This window comes from Pseudomonas sp. Pc102, from assembly GCF_018408275.1.
In the GTDB taxonomy this organism is placed as follows: Bacteria; Pseudomonadota; Gammaproteobacteria; order Pseudomonadales; family Pseudomonadaceae; genus Metapseudomonas; species Metapseudomonas tohonis.
This window is the reverse complement of record NZ_AP021905.1, coordinates 5,765,099-5,779,697: the sequence shown is the minus strand read 5'-3', so window position 1 is coordinate 5,779,697 and position 14,599 is coordinate 5,765,099. Positions and strand designations below refer to the sequence as shown.

Annotated in this window: 15 protein-coding genes; 4 read left to right on the top strand and 11 right to left on the bottom strand. The window is 65.4% G+C overall.

Features of this window, described 5'->3' with window-relative positions; genetic code table 11:
* Nucleotides 1-59: 59 nt before the first annotated feature.
* The 6 genes from PHLH3_RS26415 to PHLH3_RS26390 all read right to left on the bottom strand — a co-directional run bounded on the left by PHLH3_RS26415 (nt 60) and on the right by PHLH3_RS26390 (nt 5,287).
* Nucleotides 60-317 carry a DUF4332 domain-containing protein gene (locus PHLH3_RS26415; protein ID WP_213626378.1) on the bottom strand — a complete coding sequence of 86 codons (258 nt, stop codon included), beginning with the start codon at nt 315-317 and terminating at the stop codon, nt 60-62.
* A 9-nt stretch (nt 318-326) separates the two neighbouring features.
* Nucleotides 327-782 (bottom strand): RDD family protein, encoded by a 456-nt coding sequence (locus PHLH3_RS26410; protein WP_213626377.1) that lies wholly within the window; start codon nt 780-782, stop codon nt 327-329.
* A 191-nt stretch (nt 783-973) separates the two neighbouring features.
* Complete coding sequence (locus tag PHLH3_RS26405) at nt 974-1,756, bottom strand: hypothetical protein (RefSeq protein WP_213626376.1); 783 nt, start codon at nt 1,754-1,756, stop codon at nt 974-976.
* Between the two features lie 147 nt (nt 1,757-1,903).
* Entirely contained in the window at nt 1,904-2,821 is a 918-nt protein-coding gene (locus PHLH3_RS26400) for a LysR family transcriptional regulator (RefSeq protein ID WP_213626375.1), read from the bottom strand.
* Nucleotides 2,822-2,897: 76 nt separating this feature from the next.
* Nucleotides 2,898-3,851, bottom strand: coding sequence for an agmatinase (gene speB / locus PHLH3_RS26395; RefSeq protein ID WP_213626374.1), 954 nt, complete (start codon nt 3,849-3,851; stop codon nt 2,898-2,900).
* A 50-nt stretch (nt 3,852-3,901) separates the two neighbouring features.
* Entirely contained in the window at nt 3,902-5,287 is a 1,386-nt protein-coding gene (locus PHLH3_RS26390; protein WP_213626373.1) for a sodium:solute symporter, read from the bottom strand.
* Between the two features lie 343 nt (nt 5,288-5,630).
* Between PHLH3_RS26390 and PHLH3_RS26385 the strand changes: the two genes are divergently transcribed.
* Nucleotides 5,631-6,362, top strand: coding sequence for a YafY family protein (locus PHLH3_RS26385; protein WP_111261981.1), 732 nt, complete (start codon nt 5,631-5,633; stop codon nt 6,360-6,362).
* Between the two features lie 35 nt (nt 6,363-6,397).
* A complete protein-coding gene (locus tag PHLH3_RS26380) occupies nt 6,398-6,700 on the top strand; it encodes an antibiotic biosynthesis monooxygenase (RefSeq protein WP_184489557.1) in 303 nt (100 codons plus the stop codon).
* Between the two features lie 107 nt (nt 6,701-6,807).
* On the opposite strand, the gene PHLH3_RS26375 is transcribed toward PHLH3_RS26380, so the two are convergent.
* From PHLH3_RS26375 to PHLH3_RS26365, 3 genes are all read right to left on the bottom strand, one after another.
* A complete protein-coding gene (locus tag PHLH3_RS26375) occupies nt 6,808-8,067 on the bottom strand; it encodes a DUF6396 domain-containing protein (RefSeq protein ID WP_348529826.1) in 1,260 nt (419 codons plus the stop codon).
* Between the two features lie 20 nt (nt 8,068-8,087).
* Nucleotides 8,088-9,932 carry a phospholipase D-like domain-containing protein gene (locus PHLH3_RS26370; protein ID WP_213626371.1) on the bottom strand — a complete coding sequence of 615 codons (1,845 nt, stop codon included), beginning with the start codon at nt 9,930-9,932 and terminating at the stop codon, nt 8,088-8,090.
* A 350-nt stretch (nt 9,933-10,282) separates the two neighbouring features.
* Nucleotides 10,283-10,624: a zinc ribbon domain-containing protein YjdM gene (locus PHLH3_RS26365; protein WP_111261979.1), complete on the bottom strand. Its 342-nt coding sequence runs from the start codon at nt 10,622-10,624 to the stop codon at nt 10,283-10,285.
* 425 nt (nt 10,625-11,049) lie between these two features.
* On the opposite strand from PHLH3_RS26365, the gene cysC reads away from it, so the two are divergent.
* Nucleotides 11,050-11,658, top strand: a complete 609-nt coding sequence (gene cysC / locus PHLH3_RS26360) for an adenylyl-sulfate kinase (protein ID WP_213626370.1) — start codon at nt 11,050-11,052, stop codon at nt 11,656-11,658.
* A gap of 248 nt (nt 11,659-11,906) precedes the next feature.
* On the opposite strand, the gene PHLH3_RS26355 is transcribed toward cysC, so the two are convergent.
* Nucleotides 11,907-12,398, bottom strand: coding sequence for an LEA type 2 family protein (locus tag PHLH3_RS26355; RefSeq protein ID WP_173171671.1), 492 nt, complete (start codon nt 12,396-12,398; stop codon nt 11,907-11,909).
* Between the two features lie 268 nt (nt 12,399-12,666).
* Between PHLH3_RS26355 and PHLH3_RS26350 the strand changes: the two genes are divergently transcribed.
* A complete protein-coding gene (locus PHLH3_RS26350; RefSeq protein WP_213626369.1) occupies nt 12,667-13,569 on the top strand; it encodes a YihY/virulence factor BrkB family protein in 903 nt (300 codons plus the stop codon).
* A gap of 13 nt (nt 13,570-13,582) precedes the next feature.
* Here PHLH3_RS26350 and PHLH3_RS26345 read toward each other — a convergent pair whose 3' ends face one another.
* Entirely contained in the window at nt 13,583-14,419 is an 837-nt protein-coding gene (locus PHLH3_RS26345; protein ID WP_213626368.1) for an arylamine N-acetyltransferase, read from the bottom strand.
* Nucleotides 14,420-14,599: the final 180 nt, after the last annotated feature.

Here is a 14,599-nt window from a genome sequence, read left to right as displayed (position 1 = left end):
TGGGCGGATTGCTGCGAGCCAGGCCCTGTGGTGGCTGCGCCCGGCCGCTCGGTTTTTCGTCAATCGCTCTGCGGAGGCTGCCGGGCGAAGTCGATGATCGCCTGGATGGCCGCTCGCGCTTGCGGGCTGTTGTGCCAGCAGGTGGAGCCCATCATCTGGGAAATCTGCCGGGTGAGATCGGCGGCTTCGCAACCGGCCAGTTGTTCCAGGGTGCGGAAGCCGATCTGTTCCAGGCGGTCGACCACGGTGGGGCCGACGCCTTTGAGGGCTACCAGTTGGGCGCGGGTCTCGGGGGTGAAGCCCTGGGGTTCGCTCATGGTCGGGCCTCAGCTTTCCGGTTGCGGCGGTGCGGCGTCTTCCATCTCGGCGATGCGTTGGCGAATCCTCGCGAGGTCGCTGACCGGGATGACGAAGGTGAAGGCCCACATATCGCCCATCCGCTGCGCCTGGCGGGACCAGATGAAGACGACAGCGGCCGGTATGCCGCCCAGCAGGAAGGGGTTGGTTTCCACCAAACGGAAAGCGCTGCGAATCAGTACCTGGACGAGATGGGGCGGCTCGCCATTGGGGGCAATTACCCGAATACGGCAAATCCATTTCCCTGGGGTGAAACCGCGCAGCAGCCATTCGCACAGCGGGAAGTACAGGGCCGCTGGCAATATCGCGGCGAGTACCTGTCTGGTAGGCAGATAGAGGAGCGCGACCAGGCCGGCGATCAGGGCGATGTCGAGGGTGAAGGCAATGCCGCGCAAGAGCAGCATTCGGGTGCGGGAAACTTCCATGTCAGATAACCACAGGAGGATTGAAAGGTGCGCCAGCATAAACCAGAGCCCTTCTTCCGACGGTGACCCGAGTGTTGGAGCGGAGTATCACTGCCCACAATTTCTGTGGGGCAAGCTGTGGATAAGTTCTGAATGGGTGGCTGCGGAGCAGGCCGCCCGTGGTGTTCAGGCGGCTGGTCGTTTTTCCGCCATCACGTGTATTCGCGGCACCAGGTTTCGCCGTATTCGGCCAGCAGGGCCTGTTCCAGCACCTTGGCCTTGGCAGCCTCGGCGAAGCGGAACAGCACCCAGGCCAGGCTGCGCACGAGTTGCTCGCGGGTCTTGTAGTTGGGGATGTCGTGGATGGCGTCGGTGGCCTGTTTGAACCAGGCGAAGAGTTCGCCCTGGTCGGCGTCGTCGGCGCCGAGCAGGTAGATGAAGAGCATGCCGACCAGGGGCAGGCTGAGGTCGAAGTTGTCGCGGTTGAAGGTCAGGCGGGCGAAGGGCACGGTGCGCAGCACGCGGGCGATCTCGCCGTGCAGCCAGGCGTCGCCGGCGAACTCGTCCTTGAGCTTCTGCTTCTTGGCCAGCATGCCGGGCTGGTGGGCGAAGCGGCCGACCTGGGCCAGCAGCGCGAGGCGGCGGGCATGGGCGTCGAGGCTCATCTCGCCGTCGAACAGCAGGACCATTTCCCAGCGATTGAGGCGGCAGCGCGGGTAACCGTGCTCGGCCAGCACCCCGGCGGCGTCCTTGGCCGCGCGGAAGAGCAGCTGCAGGTGATGTTCGCTGGCGGCGGGCGGCGTGCCGCCATTGAGCAGCAGGTAGTAGTAGAAGGCCTGCAGGGTGGCGTCATCGAGCTCCTTCGGCGGCTTCTTCACCAGCGGAGTGATGCTGGGGTGGTGGCTGCAGTAGTAGCTGTTGGAGCTGTTGGCCTCGGCGAAGTCGGCTTCGCCGGAGGCGATGAACTGCTGGATGATTTCCGTCTTGCTGGACATGGGCGTTCCCTGGTTGGCGGCGCCAGGGAGCATAGAAGGGCAGGTGGGATTTTTCCGTGCGGCGGGTGGCGTTCCCGAGGGGCAGGACATTGCAGAACGGTTGCAGCGGCCGGCCCTGCTGTTGGGCTTCGTCGAGTCCCGCCCAACCTACGCTTTATTCGCCAACTGGCGGTGCGCCGCGTCCAGTGCATCGAGAAAGCCTGCCAGGGCCGCCTTGGGGACCTGGCCCTGGCGGGTGATGCAGTGGAAGGCCGAGCGATAGGCCAGCCGCTCTGGCAATAACGCACGCAGTTGGTTTCGGTCCACCCAGTGAGCGGCGTAGTGCGTGGGCAGGTAGCCCAGGTAGGTGCCGGAGAAAATCAGGGTGGCGATCGCTTCCATTGCGTAGGCGCTGACCGTTTGGGTGAAGTGCATGCCGTGGGGCCGCTGGTTTTCCGTCAGGTAGCCACGGCCCACGTACTCCGCCGCGCAAATGTCCGCCAGGCTCAGGTCCGCTTCGGCGCGGTGGAACAGGGGGTGGTCGGCGGAGCAGTAGAGATTCTGCTCTTCCTCGAACAGTGGCTGGTAGTTGAGGCCTGAGAGTTGGTGATGGAACGCGCCGATGGCCAGGTGCAGGCGCTCTTCCAGTACCGCGCGTTCCAGTTCATCGGGGCGCAGCATGTGCAGGTTCAGGCGTACCTCGGGCAGGCGCTGGCGGAACAGCCTTATGGCCAGCGGCAGGGGGGCGCGCTCGAAGCTGATGAGGCTGTCCACCGTGCCGATCTGCAGGCTTTCCCTGGCCATCCCCCCAAGGCGGTTGGCCTGGGTGCGGAAGCGTTCGATATCGCTGAACAGCAGTTGCGCCAGGTCGAACAGTTCCTGGCCTTCTTCGGTCAACTGGAAGCCGCTGTTGCCGCGCCGGCAGAGGGAGCACCCGAGGCGCTCTTCCAGATCGTGGACCACTACGCTCAGGCGCGACAGGCTGGTGTTGAGGCTGGCCTGGGCTGCGGTGAAGCCTCCCGCGTCGACGATGGCGCAGAAGACCCGCAACATGCGCAGGTCGATATCGGAAAGGTTGCCCAGCATGCCCACCTCCAGGCCGGTTGCCGGGGCCGTCTGTGGCGCGGTCCCGGCATGAGCCTACCAACTCGTGGCGCTGGGGTCAGCGGGTGGCGATAGCGTCGGCGAGGATGCACATCAATTCGAACATCAGGGTGGCACCCACCAGGGCTGTCGCTCCGCCCTGGTCGAACGGTGGGGAGACTTCCACGACGTCCGCGCCGACCAGGTCCAGGCCGCGCAGGCCGCGGATCATCTGTTGGGCCTGGAGGGTGGTCATGCCGCCGATTTCCGGGGTTCCGGTGCCGGGGGCGAATGCCGGGTCGAGAACGTCGACGTCGAAGCTGATGTAGGTGGGTCCGTCACCCACGACCCGGCGAGCCTCCGCCAGGGTGGCGTGGACGCCGAGTTCGGCGAACTCCTCCATGTGGATCACGCGTATGCCGCATTCCTCGGCGAAGGCTTCGTCCTCGGCGGAGTAGATGGAGCCGCGAATACCGATCTGCACGGTGCGCTTGGGGTCCAGCAGGCCCTCCTCCACGGCGCGGCGGAAGGGGGTGCCATGGGTGTAGGGGTTGTCACCGAAGTAGCGGTCGTTGGTGTCGGAGTGCGCGTCGAAGTGGATCATGCCGATGGGGCGATGGCGGGCCAGGGCGCGGAATATGGGCAGGGTTACCAGGTGGTCTCCGCCTACCGACAGGGGCACGGTCCCCGCCTGGTGGATTTCACGGAAGAAGCCCTCGATGCGCTTGAGCGAATCGAGCAGGTCGATGGGGTTGACGGGGCTATCGCCGAGGTCACCGATGCGCACCAGGTCATAGGGTGCGATGTGGCTGACGTGGTGCACCTTGCGCATCAGGCTGGACATATTGCGCACTTCGCGCGGGCCGTGACGGGCGCCGGCGCGGTTGGTGGTGCCGCCGTCCCAGGGGACGCCCACCAGGGCGAGTTGCAGGTCGGCTGGGTCGTTGAAGATCGGCAGGCGCATGAAGCTCGGGATGCCGGCGAAGCGTGGTATGAGCGCAGCATCTAGCGGCTGTGGGAAGTCATGGGTCATGGGTTCTATCTCGCGGGTAGTGGGCGCTTCATGGGCGCCCTGGATGGTCTTCAATCGGTCGCGGTGCGCAGATCAGGAGCGGGTTGGGTCAGCAGGCTGGTGACCACGAAGGTCAGCAGGCTGACGAGGAGGCCGAAGTAGATGGGGGTGTTGGCCAGGATGCCGTCACGGACCATGAAGGCGATGACGGTGAGGCTGCCGGTGACCATGCAGGCCATGGCGCCCTCGGCGGACGCGCGGCGCCACATCAGGGCGCCCATGATTGGTACGAGCAGGCCGCCCACCAGCAGGTTGTAGGCGATGGAGAGGCCGGCGATGACGTCGTTGACCAGGCAGGCCATGGCCAGCATCGCCGCGCCGAGGGTGAAGGTTATCCACCGGCTGCTGGCCAGGTGGTCTTCGCCGTCACGACTGAGAAAACGGCTGTAGATGTCTTCCTTGAGTACGGTCGCTGCGGCCAGGAGGCAGGCGCTGGCGGTGGACATGATGGCGGCCAGGGCGGCAGCTACCACGAGGCCGCGCAGGCCGGCTGGGAGTACGTTGCGGGTGATCTCGGCGAAGGCGTTCTCGGCCACCGACAGGTCCGGCAGCAGCAGCCGGGTGGCGGCACCGATGAGCGCGCAGGCGCCGCCATAGAGCATGCAGTAGAAGCCAGCGCCGAGGCCGGCGTAGCGGACCACGCCCTCGCTGCGGGCGGTGAACAGGCGCTGCCAGATGTCCTGGCCGATCAGCGCGCCGAAGAAGTAGAGCAGGAAGTAGGCGGCGATGGTGTCCAGGCCGATGTTGCCCAGCTCGAAGAAGCCCGCCGGCAGGTTGGCCTGCATCGCCGCCAGGCCACCGGCCTTGCCCACGCTGATGGGCAGCAGCACGAAGAAGATGCCCAGCGTCATGATCACGAACTGGATGATGTCGGTGAGCGTCAGCGACCACATGCCGCCGATCACGGAGTAGAAGATCACCAGTCCGCCGCCGCAGAGGATGGCGGGAATGCGCGGGATATCGAATACCACCTCGGTGACCGAGCCGATGGCGATGGTGGCGGTTACGGCCACCATCAGGTCGTAGGCCACCATGACGACGCCGCCGATCAGGCGCGAAGAGGCCTGGTAACGCTGTTCGAGGATCTGGGTGACGGTGAAGACCCTCAACTGGGCTATCTGCCGCGAGAACACCAGGCTGAGTACGATGATGCCCAGCCCCAGCATGAAGACCAGCCAGAGACCGGATATCCCGTACTGGTAGCCCAGGCGCACCGAGCCGATGGTGGAAGCCCCGCCCAGCATCACCGCCGAGAGCGTGCCGAGGTAGAGGACTGGCCCGAGGCGTCGCCCGGCCAGGAGAAAATCATCACGGGTCCTGGCCTTGCGCATGCCCCACCAGCCGAGGCCCGCCATCACCAGCACGTAAATCAACATCGTCACGTAGTCGATCGCCATGGTGCTGCTCCTTTGTTGTTTTTCTAGGCTCGGGTCCGCCCTGACGGCGGGTCTGGCGAGGATAGGAGGGGGGCGTGCGGGACAACATCACCGCGGTGGCAAGCTGGGTTGCGCCAGGCGGTAAGTAGGGCAGGCGGTGAGTGGAAGAAACGGGATTCAGCCGAGCCTCGGCTCCTGCGAGCGCGGCGGGTGGCGTTCCCGTGCGGGTCGTTCAGTGGGCCCTCGCGTTCGCGAGGGGGCGGGGTGACGGTGCCAGGGCGCGGACCGGCTCGGCGGCGCTGGTTTTTCCCCGGGCGCTATGCGCAAATGCCTGCCGACTTCCCACACCATACGGCTCCCTTCCATGCGCAAGGCCGATCGCCTGTTCCAGGTCGTCAACCTGATCCGTACCCACCAGCCCATCACCGCGCAGCGCCTGGCGGAGCGGCTGGGGGTGTCTACGCGCACCATCTATCGCTATGTCGACGACCTGTCCCTGAGCGGCATCCCGATCTACGGCGAGGCGGGTGTGGGCTATGCGCTGGACGAGCATTTCGAGCTGCCGCCGCTGGCGCTCAACCGCGACGAGCTGGATGCCCTGCTGCTGGGCGTGGAGCTGATCTCACGCACCGTGGGCGACGAGATGGCCGATGCCGCGCGTTCGCTGCTGAGCAAGATCCAGGCGGCGGTGCCGGAGCATGCCCTCGACCCGCAGAGCGCCCCGGTGCGGGCCTTCGTCAGCCCCTTCACTCCGGAACAGCTGCGTCACTGGGACAGTCTGCGTCGCGCCATCGGCGAGCAGGCGGCGGTGCGCATCGATTACCTGAGCCTGGATGAGCGCGCCTCGCAGCGGGTGATCTTCCCCCTCGGCCTGTTCTACTGGGTGGGCAAGTGGACGGTGGGCGCCTGGTGCGAGCTGCGTGGCGAGTACCGCGATTTTCGTGTCGACCGCATCCGCAATCTGGCGCGCCTGGCCGACGCGCCGCCGCTGCCGGAAGGCCTCAGCCTGGCCAGCTACATGCGCCACCGCAGTTGCGAGGCGCAGGTGCAAGAGGCGCAGGCCACTGACAGAACGTTGTCAGCAGAGGAGGCATAGGCTGGGCCGTCTCAACCAACGGAAGGGCGATCGCCATGCAAGATTCTTCGGTATTGGAACTGGTGCTGTTCAAGACTAAACCCGGCCGCGAAGAGCGCATCGCCGAGATCCGTGCCGGTGTGCGCGAGGCCCTGAAGACCTGCGACGGCTTCCTGGGCTTTCGCAGCTTCATTTCGGTGGAAGGCAGCCACGTGTTCGCCGACCTCGCCGAGTGGTCGTCCCACGAGAACGCGCTCAGCGCGGCACGCGCCTTCAACGGCGCCGATCCGCGCTTCCAGCCCTACATGCGCGAGATCAAGGAAGTGATCTTCATGGGGCACTTCAGCCCGGGCGAGTAGCCCGGCGTCTCGGCGGCGGCTTCTGCAGGCATGAAAAAGCCCGGCATGTGCCGGGCTTTCGTTTGCGTTACCTCAAGAGGATCACGCAGGCGAAACACAACTCGGCCCTAGGCTTCACCGAGCATCTTCCACCTGACCCGCTCCGGCCCTACGGTGACCTTCTCCGGCAGCGGCCATATGCGTGGTGTGCGCTGCTCCAGGGTCAGCGTGGGCAAGATTTCCCCCTCCTTGAAGCGCTGACGGGCTTTGCCTTGCACGGTGATCCAGAAGAAGTCCACATCCATCGCTGCCCAGTAACCCGCACGCGGGCAAGGCTCGCCGCTGACGCAGATGAGCGACGAATCCAGGTAGACGAAGTGAGGCGACTCGGGCGTTGGTCGGCCGGTGGCGGGGTCGAGGTGCTTGTCCCTGGCCAGTTGGCCGATCAGCGCCTCGCTGGGCTTGGGCGGCGGGATATTGGCCTTGCGCTCCTCCAGCCACTGGAGCTTGCCGTCCCAGGGCGGCAGCTCAGCAGGGGGTAATGGCAGGATTTCATTGATCTCGGGGACCTTGGGGGAGGCGTAGGAGTAGTCCGCAAGGATGCTCCAGATTGCCTTGTAGCGTTCGGCGCGTTCGAGGTCTTTACCCTGGCCCAGGTAGTGGAGAGAGTTCGTTGGCGGGGGGCCACGAAAGCCTTCCTCCAGAAAGCCTGCCGATGCTTCATCGCCTGCTGCAACGCCTAGTTGAAAGGCTTCCAGCGCTTCCCGATAGCGGCCAACTCCAGCCAGATTGACACCGAGATCCGAGGCCGCATCGCCATGCCCTTGTTCTGCCGCACAGCGACGCATCTGCCGGGCGATATCCGGGGCGATGTCGATAGGGGCCAACTTGTCCGCCACCAGGGCCTGGGCCAGGGCACTGCCTTCGTCGGCGGCCTTGCGGTAATAGCGCAGGGCCAATTCCGGGTCCTCCCTCAGGCCGGCAGAGCCACGCTGCAGGAACAGGCCAACGAAGTAGTAGCCCGTGGCGACACCGGCTTCCATCATTTCCTGGCTCAACCGCAAACGTTCCGCGCCGCGCACCTTGAAGTGGCCCCGAAAGGCGCCGTTGACCAAGTTGATGCTGGCCTTGTAGTGCTGGTGTTCGGCGGCGATGCGGTAGAGGCGTTCGACTTCGGCGTCCACCGCTGGGTCCTGCTTGAGCTGGTTGTTCTTCTGTAGCCAACGCGCGTACTTGAACAGCAGGTCGCTGTCGGCCGAGGCCTCGGGGATGCGTTCGTGACGGCAGGTGAAGGCCAGGTTGGCGCGGATCTGGGGGAGCGGGTCCACGGCGGTATCCTTTTTCAGTTTGAGTCCATGGCCATTGCAGGCGGCCAGCAGCAGGGCCATCAGCAGGAGTAGGCTGCGCATCAGTCGAGGTTGCTCAGGGTGGTCTTGTCGTAGAGGAACTCCACGAGAGGCGTATCGGGAGTCAACTTGCTCGATTGTCGATCCTTGTTCTTCTTGATGAGTTCTTCCCATGCCTTAAAAGCATCCTTCGGATTGTCCTGTGCCCCCTGCCCAGCGGTATGCAGGCTCCAGAGCCGGCGGCGCATGGCCTGGGTTACCTCGTGCCACTCGTGGAGGATGTTGAGCTCGCTGTCCACCTGCATGCTGCGGGTGTTGATGTTGGCCGAGCCGTGGGTGGTGAGTACGTCGTTGACGATCATCAGCTTGGAGTGGATGTACACCGGCACCCAGGGCTTGCCGGCCGGTGAGTCGGGGGCCACCAGGGAGCAGACGTGGACTTTCAGGCCGGGGCGTGTCTCGGGGATAAGGTCCTCGTCTTTTATTTCGGCGATCTGTCGATCCAGCTCCCCCTGCCATCGGGCCACCTCCTGTTTGCCATGCCAGTCATTGGCGCCATCGGGGCGAGGCATGGGCGGCATGTCTCGCTTGGCTTGCTTGATACGCAGCTCCTTGGTGACCTCGGGAATGGTGTCGGCCCGCCCCAGGCTTTCCAGCATGCGCTGGGTGTTGACGGTGCCCTTGCCGATGCCGTCGTCCGTGACATTGGTGACCACGAACAGATGCAATGCGCCATGCAGGCCTGGGTCGCGGCCTTCGCGGGTCTGGTCCTGCGCGGCCTGCGTGATGGCTTCGGCCAGGGGCGGCCAGCGAAAGTACTGGTTCTCGATGTAGATGAACTGGGTGGCGTTGTTGACCGCCTTCAGATAACCCGCCTCGATATCGCGCACCCCACTTTGGGCCTGGGTGCGCAGCAACTGGGCCATCAGTTGAGTCCCGCATTCCGGACGCGGTTTGAGCTGCACGGCGACCGCGTCCACGTTGCGTGAACGTTGCAGGTCTTCACCGGTTTCCTTGGCCCAGGCGGTGGCGAAGTTGTGGTGCAGGTCCCTGAGGATACGGCCGGTGATCTGGCAGGAGATGTCCTGGCGCGGCAAGGCACCACGAGGGCCGCGGTTAGGAGCATGGGCCTTCGCGTCGGGTTGCTTGGGGTCGGGCCGCCCGAGGGCTGAGTGGTGGTCGGTGTCCCAGTACTCGTCGAGCATGTTGTGGCCCATGACGAAGCCGATGGCCCGCTCCGGCAGCTCGAAGTCGACCAGTACGGATTTCTGGTGGTGGGTCGCCGAGCTGCGCATGGCGAAGATGGAGCGCCTGGACAGATCAGGGTCAAGTCGATTGAGCTTGAGCTGGTAAGCAATTTCCGCACGTTCGGACAAGCTGAAACCACGGCTGACGAACAGCGGGACATGGGCATCCACCAACCCGGCGGCCTTGTCATCGTCGACCGCGTACTGCTTGAACCATTGGCGGTCGTAGGCGTATTGCTCGTCGCTGGTGGTCTGCCCTGCCCGATCGGCGATGCCGCCCTTGCCGGGCAGGTTGGCCTCTCCGGCCATCCCGGCCGCATTGAGTGGCATCTCCCACCCCAGGATGCGCACCTGTACACCCTGCCGAGCCTTTTCTTTGAGCAGTTCACCGATGCAGCGATCATCACTGCCATCGCGGATGAAGTGCATCGAAGGCTGGAACCCCCAGCAGATGATGTCGACCGAGCGCTGGGCTTCGGCGATGGCCTTGTGCACCGCACCAAAAGCCTCCTGGCCATTGATCAGCGGCCTATAGCTGGCCGGCCAGGGCCGGTACTCGGTATCGAGCACGAACCAGGGCGCGCAGCAGAACGCCTCATGGGTGCGGTGCAGGGCAATGGGCACCACGATATCGGGGTGCCTGGCGTTGGCCGGTCTCATGGGGTCTCTCCTTGATGGCCCGTGTGGGGAATGCGGCCATCGGCACCAGACGGGGGTGCAAGGTGGCGGTGCATGCGAGCACGAGACGGTAGGCGGGAGACCGCTGGCCTGAAATAGGCGCTAGCCCCGGGAAGGCTCCTGAAGCTTCCGAGGAGCGCACAGATACTTGCGTAGTCCGTGGTACGAGATCATTGGAGTGGAAGAGCACGTCACTCAGACGCGGTGATGAGTCACGGGCTTGATGATTTGCCTCATGAGGCTGACTTCCGCCAGGCATATTCAAGGAGCAGCAAGCAGCGGGGGAAATGAAAAAGCCCGGCATGTGCCGGGCTTTCTCGTCTGCGGAAGGCTCAGACCTTGCGCACGAATTCCGACTTCAGCTTCATCGCGCCGATGCCGTCGATCTTGCAGTCGATGTCGTGGTCGCCGTCCACCAGGCGGATGCCCTTGACCTTGGTGCCGACCTTCACCACCAGGGACGAGCCCTTGACCTTGAGGTCCTTGATCACGGTGATGGTGTCGCCGTCCTGGAGCACGTTGCCGACGGAGTCCTTGATCACCTTGCCTTCATCGGCCGGGGCTTCGGCGGCGTTGGCGGACCATTCGTGGGCGCACTCCGGGCAGACCAGGTTCTGGCCGTCTTCATAGGTGTATTCGGAGTTGCATTGGGGGCAGGGAGGCAGGGTGCTCACGGCGTATCTCGCAATCGGGTGAAGAAAAAGACCGCAGATTGTATAGGGTTTTCCCTCGCTTTGCCGGGCTTGCGCAAGAGTGGCCTGTGTATCGGGCCGCTAACCGTCTTGACCAGGATTGGATAGTCGGTGGCGGCCGCCTTGCTAGCCTGCTGCTTCCGGTCGACTGCCGCCCGTCTTTCGCGAGGGGGGCCGTTCCCAGGGGGGGGCGGCTCCGACCTGCCGCGGACCTGTTTCCCGACGCGCTGATGCGGCCATCGTGAACCCCCGGCGCGCGATTTTACGGCGCCCCGCGAGCTGCTAGGCTGCCAGCGGCTCTGCCCCCTCGCCGTGGCGCGAGGCGTTGCCGGTGAAAGACATCCGCTCGGTATGCACGCGGGAGAGCGTGCGCCGGGCCTACCCACGTGACTGCGAGTTGCTCGGCTATGCAAAAGCACAATCCCACTGCCTCGTCGCCCGAGGCCCCTGCTCCTGGCCAGGCCCTGACGCGCGCGGCGCGGGCGGCGATCAAGCACCAGCGCCCCTGCTGCATCTGGCTGACCGGGCTCTCCGGTGCCGGCAAGTCGACCCTGGCCAACGCCCTGGAAATGGAGCTGAACGCGCGCAACGTGCACACCTTCGTGCTCGATGGCGACAACGTGCGCAAGGGCCTTTGTCGCGACCTGGGCATGGACGATGCGTCACGCCGCGAGAACATCCGGCGCATCGCCGAGGTGGCGCGCCTGATGGTGGACGCGGGGCTGGTGGTGATCGTCGCCGCCATCTCGCCCTTCCGCGCCGATCGCGAGGCGGCGCGGGCGCTGTTCGGCGCCGACGAGTTCCACAGCGTCTACGTCAGCACGAGCTTCGAAACCTGCGCCCGTCGCGATCCCAAGGGCCTCTACGAGGCGGCGCTGCAGGGGCGCATCCGGAATTTCACCGGCCTCGACAGCCCCTATGAAGCGCCCACCGACGCCGATTGCGAGATCGACACCGACGAGGTGGACGTGATCGAGGCGACCTCGTGGCTGGTGGCGCTGGTGGTGGGGGAGTAGGCACCGCAGGCGATGCCATGCCCATTACCGCGGCCGTAGGTTGGGCTGAGGTACGAAGCCCAACAGGGTGAGTCCGAGCCGCGTTCGGAATCCCGGAGTCGTGCATGCGTTGCTCCCGGGGCTGAAGCTTGGGCTACGGCGTTAGCGGTTTGCTTGGGCGAATGAGTGCGCCCCTAAAGCGTGCTGCTAGCAGCCGGCATGGGAGGCGGGGAGCATGTGGGAGCGAATTCATTCGCGATGGGCGGTGATCAATACACCGTCGCCGGCTCCGGCAGGTTGAGCAGGCCGGCCTCGTTGAAGCGCACGGTGTTCCAGAAGCCTCCGCCGAGCTTGCCGCGCACGGTATAGGGGACGCCGGGCTGGCGGCCGGTGCTGTGGCTGTTGGCCAGGCCCCAGGCCTGGCGCATGGCGGAGAAGGCGGAGATGGTCACGGGGACGCTGACCAGTGCTTCGCTGAAGCGCGGGATTTCGCCGGCCTGGTCGCTGACGCCGCTGGCCAGGGGCTGGTCGTTTATGTCCAGGTCGAGGGCGATTCCGTTGTAGCGGATGGCGGTATCGTTGGGGTTCTGCACCCGCAGCTTGACCATGAAGCGCATTTCCAGGCCCTGGCCGGGCACCGGCTCCATTCCCACCAGGTCGATCCGCACCGGGTCGCGTGGCGCGAGCGTGCTGCAGCCGGACAGGCCGAGGACGATGAGCAGGCCGCCGAGGCGCAGGATGGAGAGGATGAGTGGCTTCATGTCGTGCTTCCGATCTGTACGGGTGGTGCATCGCTAGAGACAGGCAACAGGGCCGTTCATTCCGCCCTCTCCGACGAAAGTAGCCCTGCGGCGAGCCGCGCGAGGGGCCGTTTCGCCCCGCATTTCCCGCCGCCAAGCGCAGCGGCGGCGTCTATCGCGAGGGGCGCTGCCGTCCGTCGGAACGGCCGTGGCGGTGCATAGCCTGAACTCAACCGACGCGATGCCGTCCATTGCCTGTGTATGGGCATGAAAGCGAGCGAGCAGGCACATGATCGGTTCTCTGGGGCTGCGGGATGTGGGGTGGCGGACCATCGTGGTGCGCACCGTGACCGAATTCATCGAGGACGAGTTGCCGACCTATGCCTCGGCGCTGGCCTTCCAGATGTTCTTTTCGCTGTTCCCCTTCCTACTGCTGCTGATCGCCGTGATCGGCTTCCTCGAGCTGCCGGAGTTCTTCGACTGGCTGCAGGCCCAGGCGACGCTGGTGCTGCCGAGCGCGGCGATGGATCTGGTGCTGCCGGCGATCGAGCAGTTGCAGACGCAGAAACCGGGGCTGTTCTCCATCGGCGCGGTGGTGGCGCTGTGGTCGTCGTCCTCGGCGATCCGTTCGAGCATGGACGCGATGAACCGCGCCTATGACGTGCAGGAGGGCAGGCCGACCTGGAAGCGCATCCCGCTCTCGGTGCTCTATACGGTGGGCGTCGCGGCCTTCCTGCTGGCGGCGGCGGGGCTGATGGTCACTGGCCCGCAGGTGATGAACTGGCTGGCAGGCCAGCTGGGCATCGAGGACGCGGTGGTGGTGCTGTGGAACTGGCTGCGCATCCCGGCGGCGGTGCTGCTGCTGATGATGGTGGTCGCCGCCGTCTACTACCTGTTGCCGGACGTGGAGCAGGAGTTCCGCTTCATCACCCCCGGCTCGGTGCTGGCGGTGCTGGTGTGGCTGGTGGCGTCCCTGGGCTTCAGTTACTACGCGAAGAACTTCGCCAACTACAACGCCATGTACGGCAGCATCGGCGCGATCATCATCCTGCTGCTGTACCTGTACATCTCCGCCGCCGTGTTGCTGCTCGGCGCCGAGCTCAACGCGGTGATCGAGCACCATTCGCGCGAGGGCAAGAACCCGGGCGAGAAGAAGGCCGAGGAGGGCGATGCGCCGCACCTGCCAGGGTAGGCGCGCCGCGTCGTCAGCCGCGCAGCAGGCCTTCCAGGCGCTCACGCAGGCGCGGCGCTTCGTCCTCGGTGATGCCGAGCAGGAAGTGCTCGCGCAGCACGGCGATGATTTCATCCGCATCCGTCAGCAGGCGCTGGGTCACCTGGCCGTCGGCCCCCCGGCGGTTGAAGGTGCCGTTGCGCAGGGTCAGGCGTTCGGCGCCTTCGGTGCGCGCGGCCACCAGCATCTGGCGGAAGATGCTGTCCGGGTGGGTGGAGGTGTACCAGTTGCGCGGCACGTAATCGACCCAGTGCTGGGGCTGCAGGTCGAAGTGGTAGACCGGCACCCAGGCGTCGTTGAGGAAGGTCTCCAGGCGATGGTCATCGTGCGTGGCGTCCGGCGCCAGCAGGCGGAAGGGCCACTCGCCCGGCCCGTCGCCGCCTCGCAGGGGCAGGGCGCGGGTGGGGTTGGCGGAGCCGAAGCCGACATCGGCGATCACCGCCTCGTCGGCGAAATCCACCCGCAGCAGCAGGTGGGAGGTGATGGTCAGCGGCGCGTCCGCCGCCAGCCCCCAGCGCACCCGCGCGGCCAGCGGGGTGACGCGAAAGCCCAGGGCCAATAGCAGGCGCCCGAACAGGCCGTTGATCTCGAAGCAGTAGCCACCGCGATTGCGCCCGACCACCTTGGCGAACACGGCGTCCGTGTCGATGTGGATGGCGCGGCCCAGCAGCACGTCGACGTTTTCGAAGGCGACCCGGTCGAGGTGGGCCTTGATCAGTCGGTCGAGGGCGCTGCGGTCGCTGAGGGTGGGGGCTGGCTGGTCGATGTGGGCCAGGTAGGCGCGGGTCTGCTCAGGGCTGAGGGCGTGCATGAAGCGGCTCCATGGGGGACGGGAGGAGGCTAGCAGAGCTTTTGCAGGCTGGCTGCTGTTCTGCTTTTGCAACGCCTCCTGTAAAAAATAAGGAACTGGCCAGTGAGCGCTGGTGAAGAATTGATCAGTAGATCAACGGCTTGTCCGACAATTTCATGGTGCGTCTGTCGTTTTTTGTCA

What these genes read in the sequence shown, in the direction of transcription:
- PHLH3_RS26415 (WP_213626378.1), bottom strand. Translation starts at nt 317, where the DNA reads ATGAGCGAACCCCAGGGCTTCACCCCCGAGACCCGCGCCCAACTGGTA.
- PHLH3_RS26410 (WP_213626377.1), bottom strand. Translation starts at nt 782, where the DNA reads ATGGAAGTTTCCCGCACCCGAATGCTGCTCTTGCGCGGCATTGCCTTC.
- PHLH3_RS26405 (WP_213626376.1), bottom strand. Translation starts at nt 1,756, where the DNA reads ATGTCCAGCAAGACGGAAATCATCCAGCAGTTCATCGCCTCCGGCGAA.
- PHLH3_RS26400 (WP_213626375.1), bottom strand. Translation starts at nt 2,821, where the DNA reads ATGCTGGGCAACCTTTCCGATATCGACCTGCGCATGTTGCGGGTCTTC.
- speB (WP_213626374.1), bottom strand. Translation starts at nt 3,851, where the DNA reads ATGACCCATGACTTCCCACAGCCGCTAGATGCTGCGCTCATACCACGC.
- PHLH3_RS26390 (WP_213626373.1), bottom strand. Translation starts at nt 5,287, where the DNA reads ATGGCGATCGACTACGTGACGATGTTGATTTACGTGCTGGTGATGGCG.
- PHLH3_RS26385 (WP_111261981.1), top strand. Translation starts at nt 5,631, where the DNA reads ATGCGCAAGGCCGATCGCCTGTTCCAGGTCGTCAACCTGATCCGTACC.
- PHLH3_RS26380 (WP_184489557.1), top strand. Translation starts at nt 6,398, where the DNA reads ATGCAAGATTCTTCGGTATTGGAACTGGTGCTGTTCAAGACTAAACCC.
- PHLH3_RS26375 (WP_348529826.1), bottom strand. Translation starts at nt 8,067, where the DNA reads ATGGCCCTGCTGCTGGCCGCCTGCAATGGCCATGGACTCAAACTGAAA.
- PHLH3_RS26370 (WP_213626371.1), bottom strand. Translation starts at nt 9,932, where the DNA reads ATGAGACCGGCCAACGCCAGGCACCCCGATATCGTGGTGCCCATTGCC.
- cysC (WP_213626370.1), top strand. Translation starts at nt 11,050, where the DNA reads ATGCAAAAGCACAATCCCACTGCCTCGTCGCCCGAGGCCCCTGCTCCT.
- PHLH3_RS26355 (WP_173171671.1), bottom strand. Translation starts at nt 12,398, where the DNA reads ATGAAGCCACTCATCCTCTCCATCCTGCGCCTCGGCGGCCTGCTCATC.
- PHLH3_RS26350 (WP_213626369.1), top strand. Translation starts at nt 12,667, where the DNA reads ATGATCGGTTCTCTGGGGCTGCGGGATGTGGGGTGGCGGACCATCGTG.
- PHLH3_RS26345 (WP_213626368.1), bottom strand. Translation starts at nt 14,419, where the DNA reads ATGCACGCCCTCAGCCCTGAGCAGACCCGCGCCTACCTGGCCCACATC.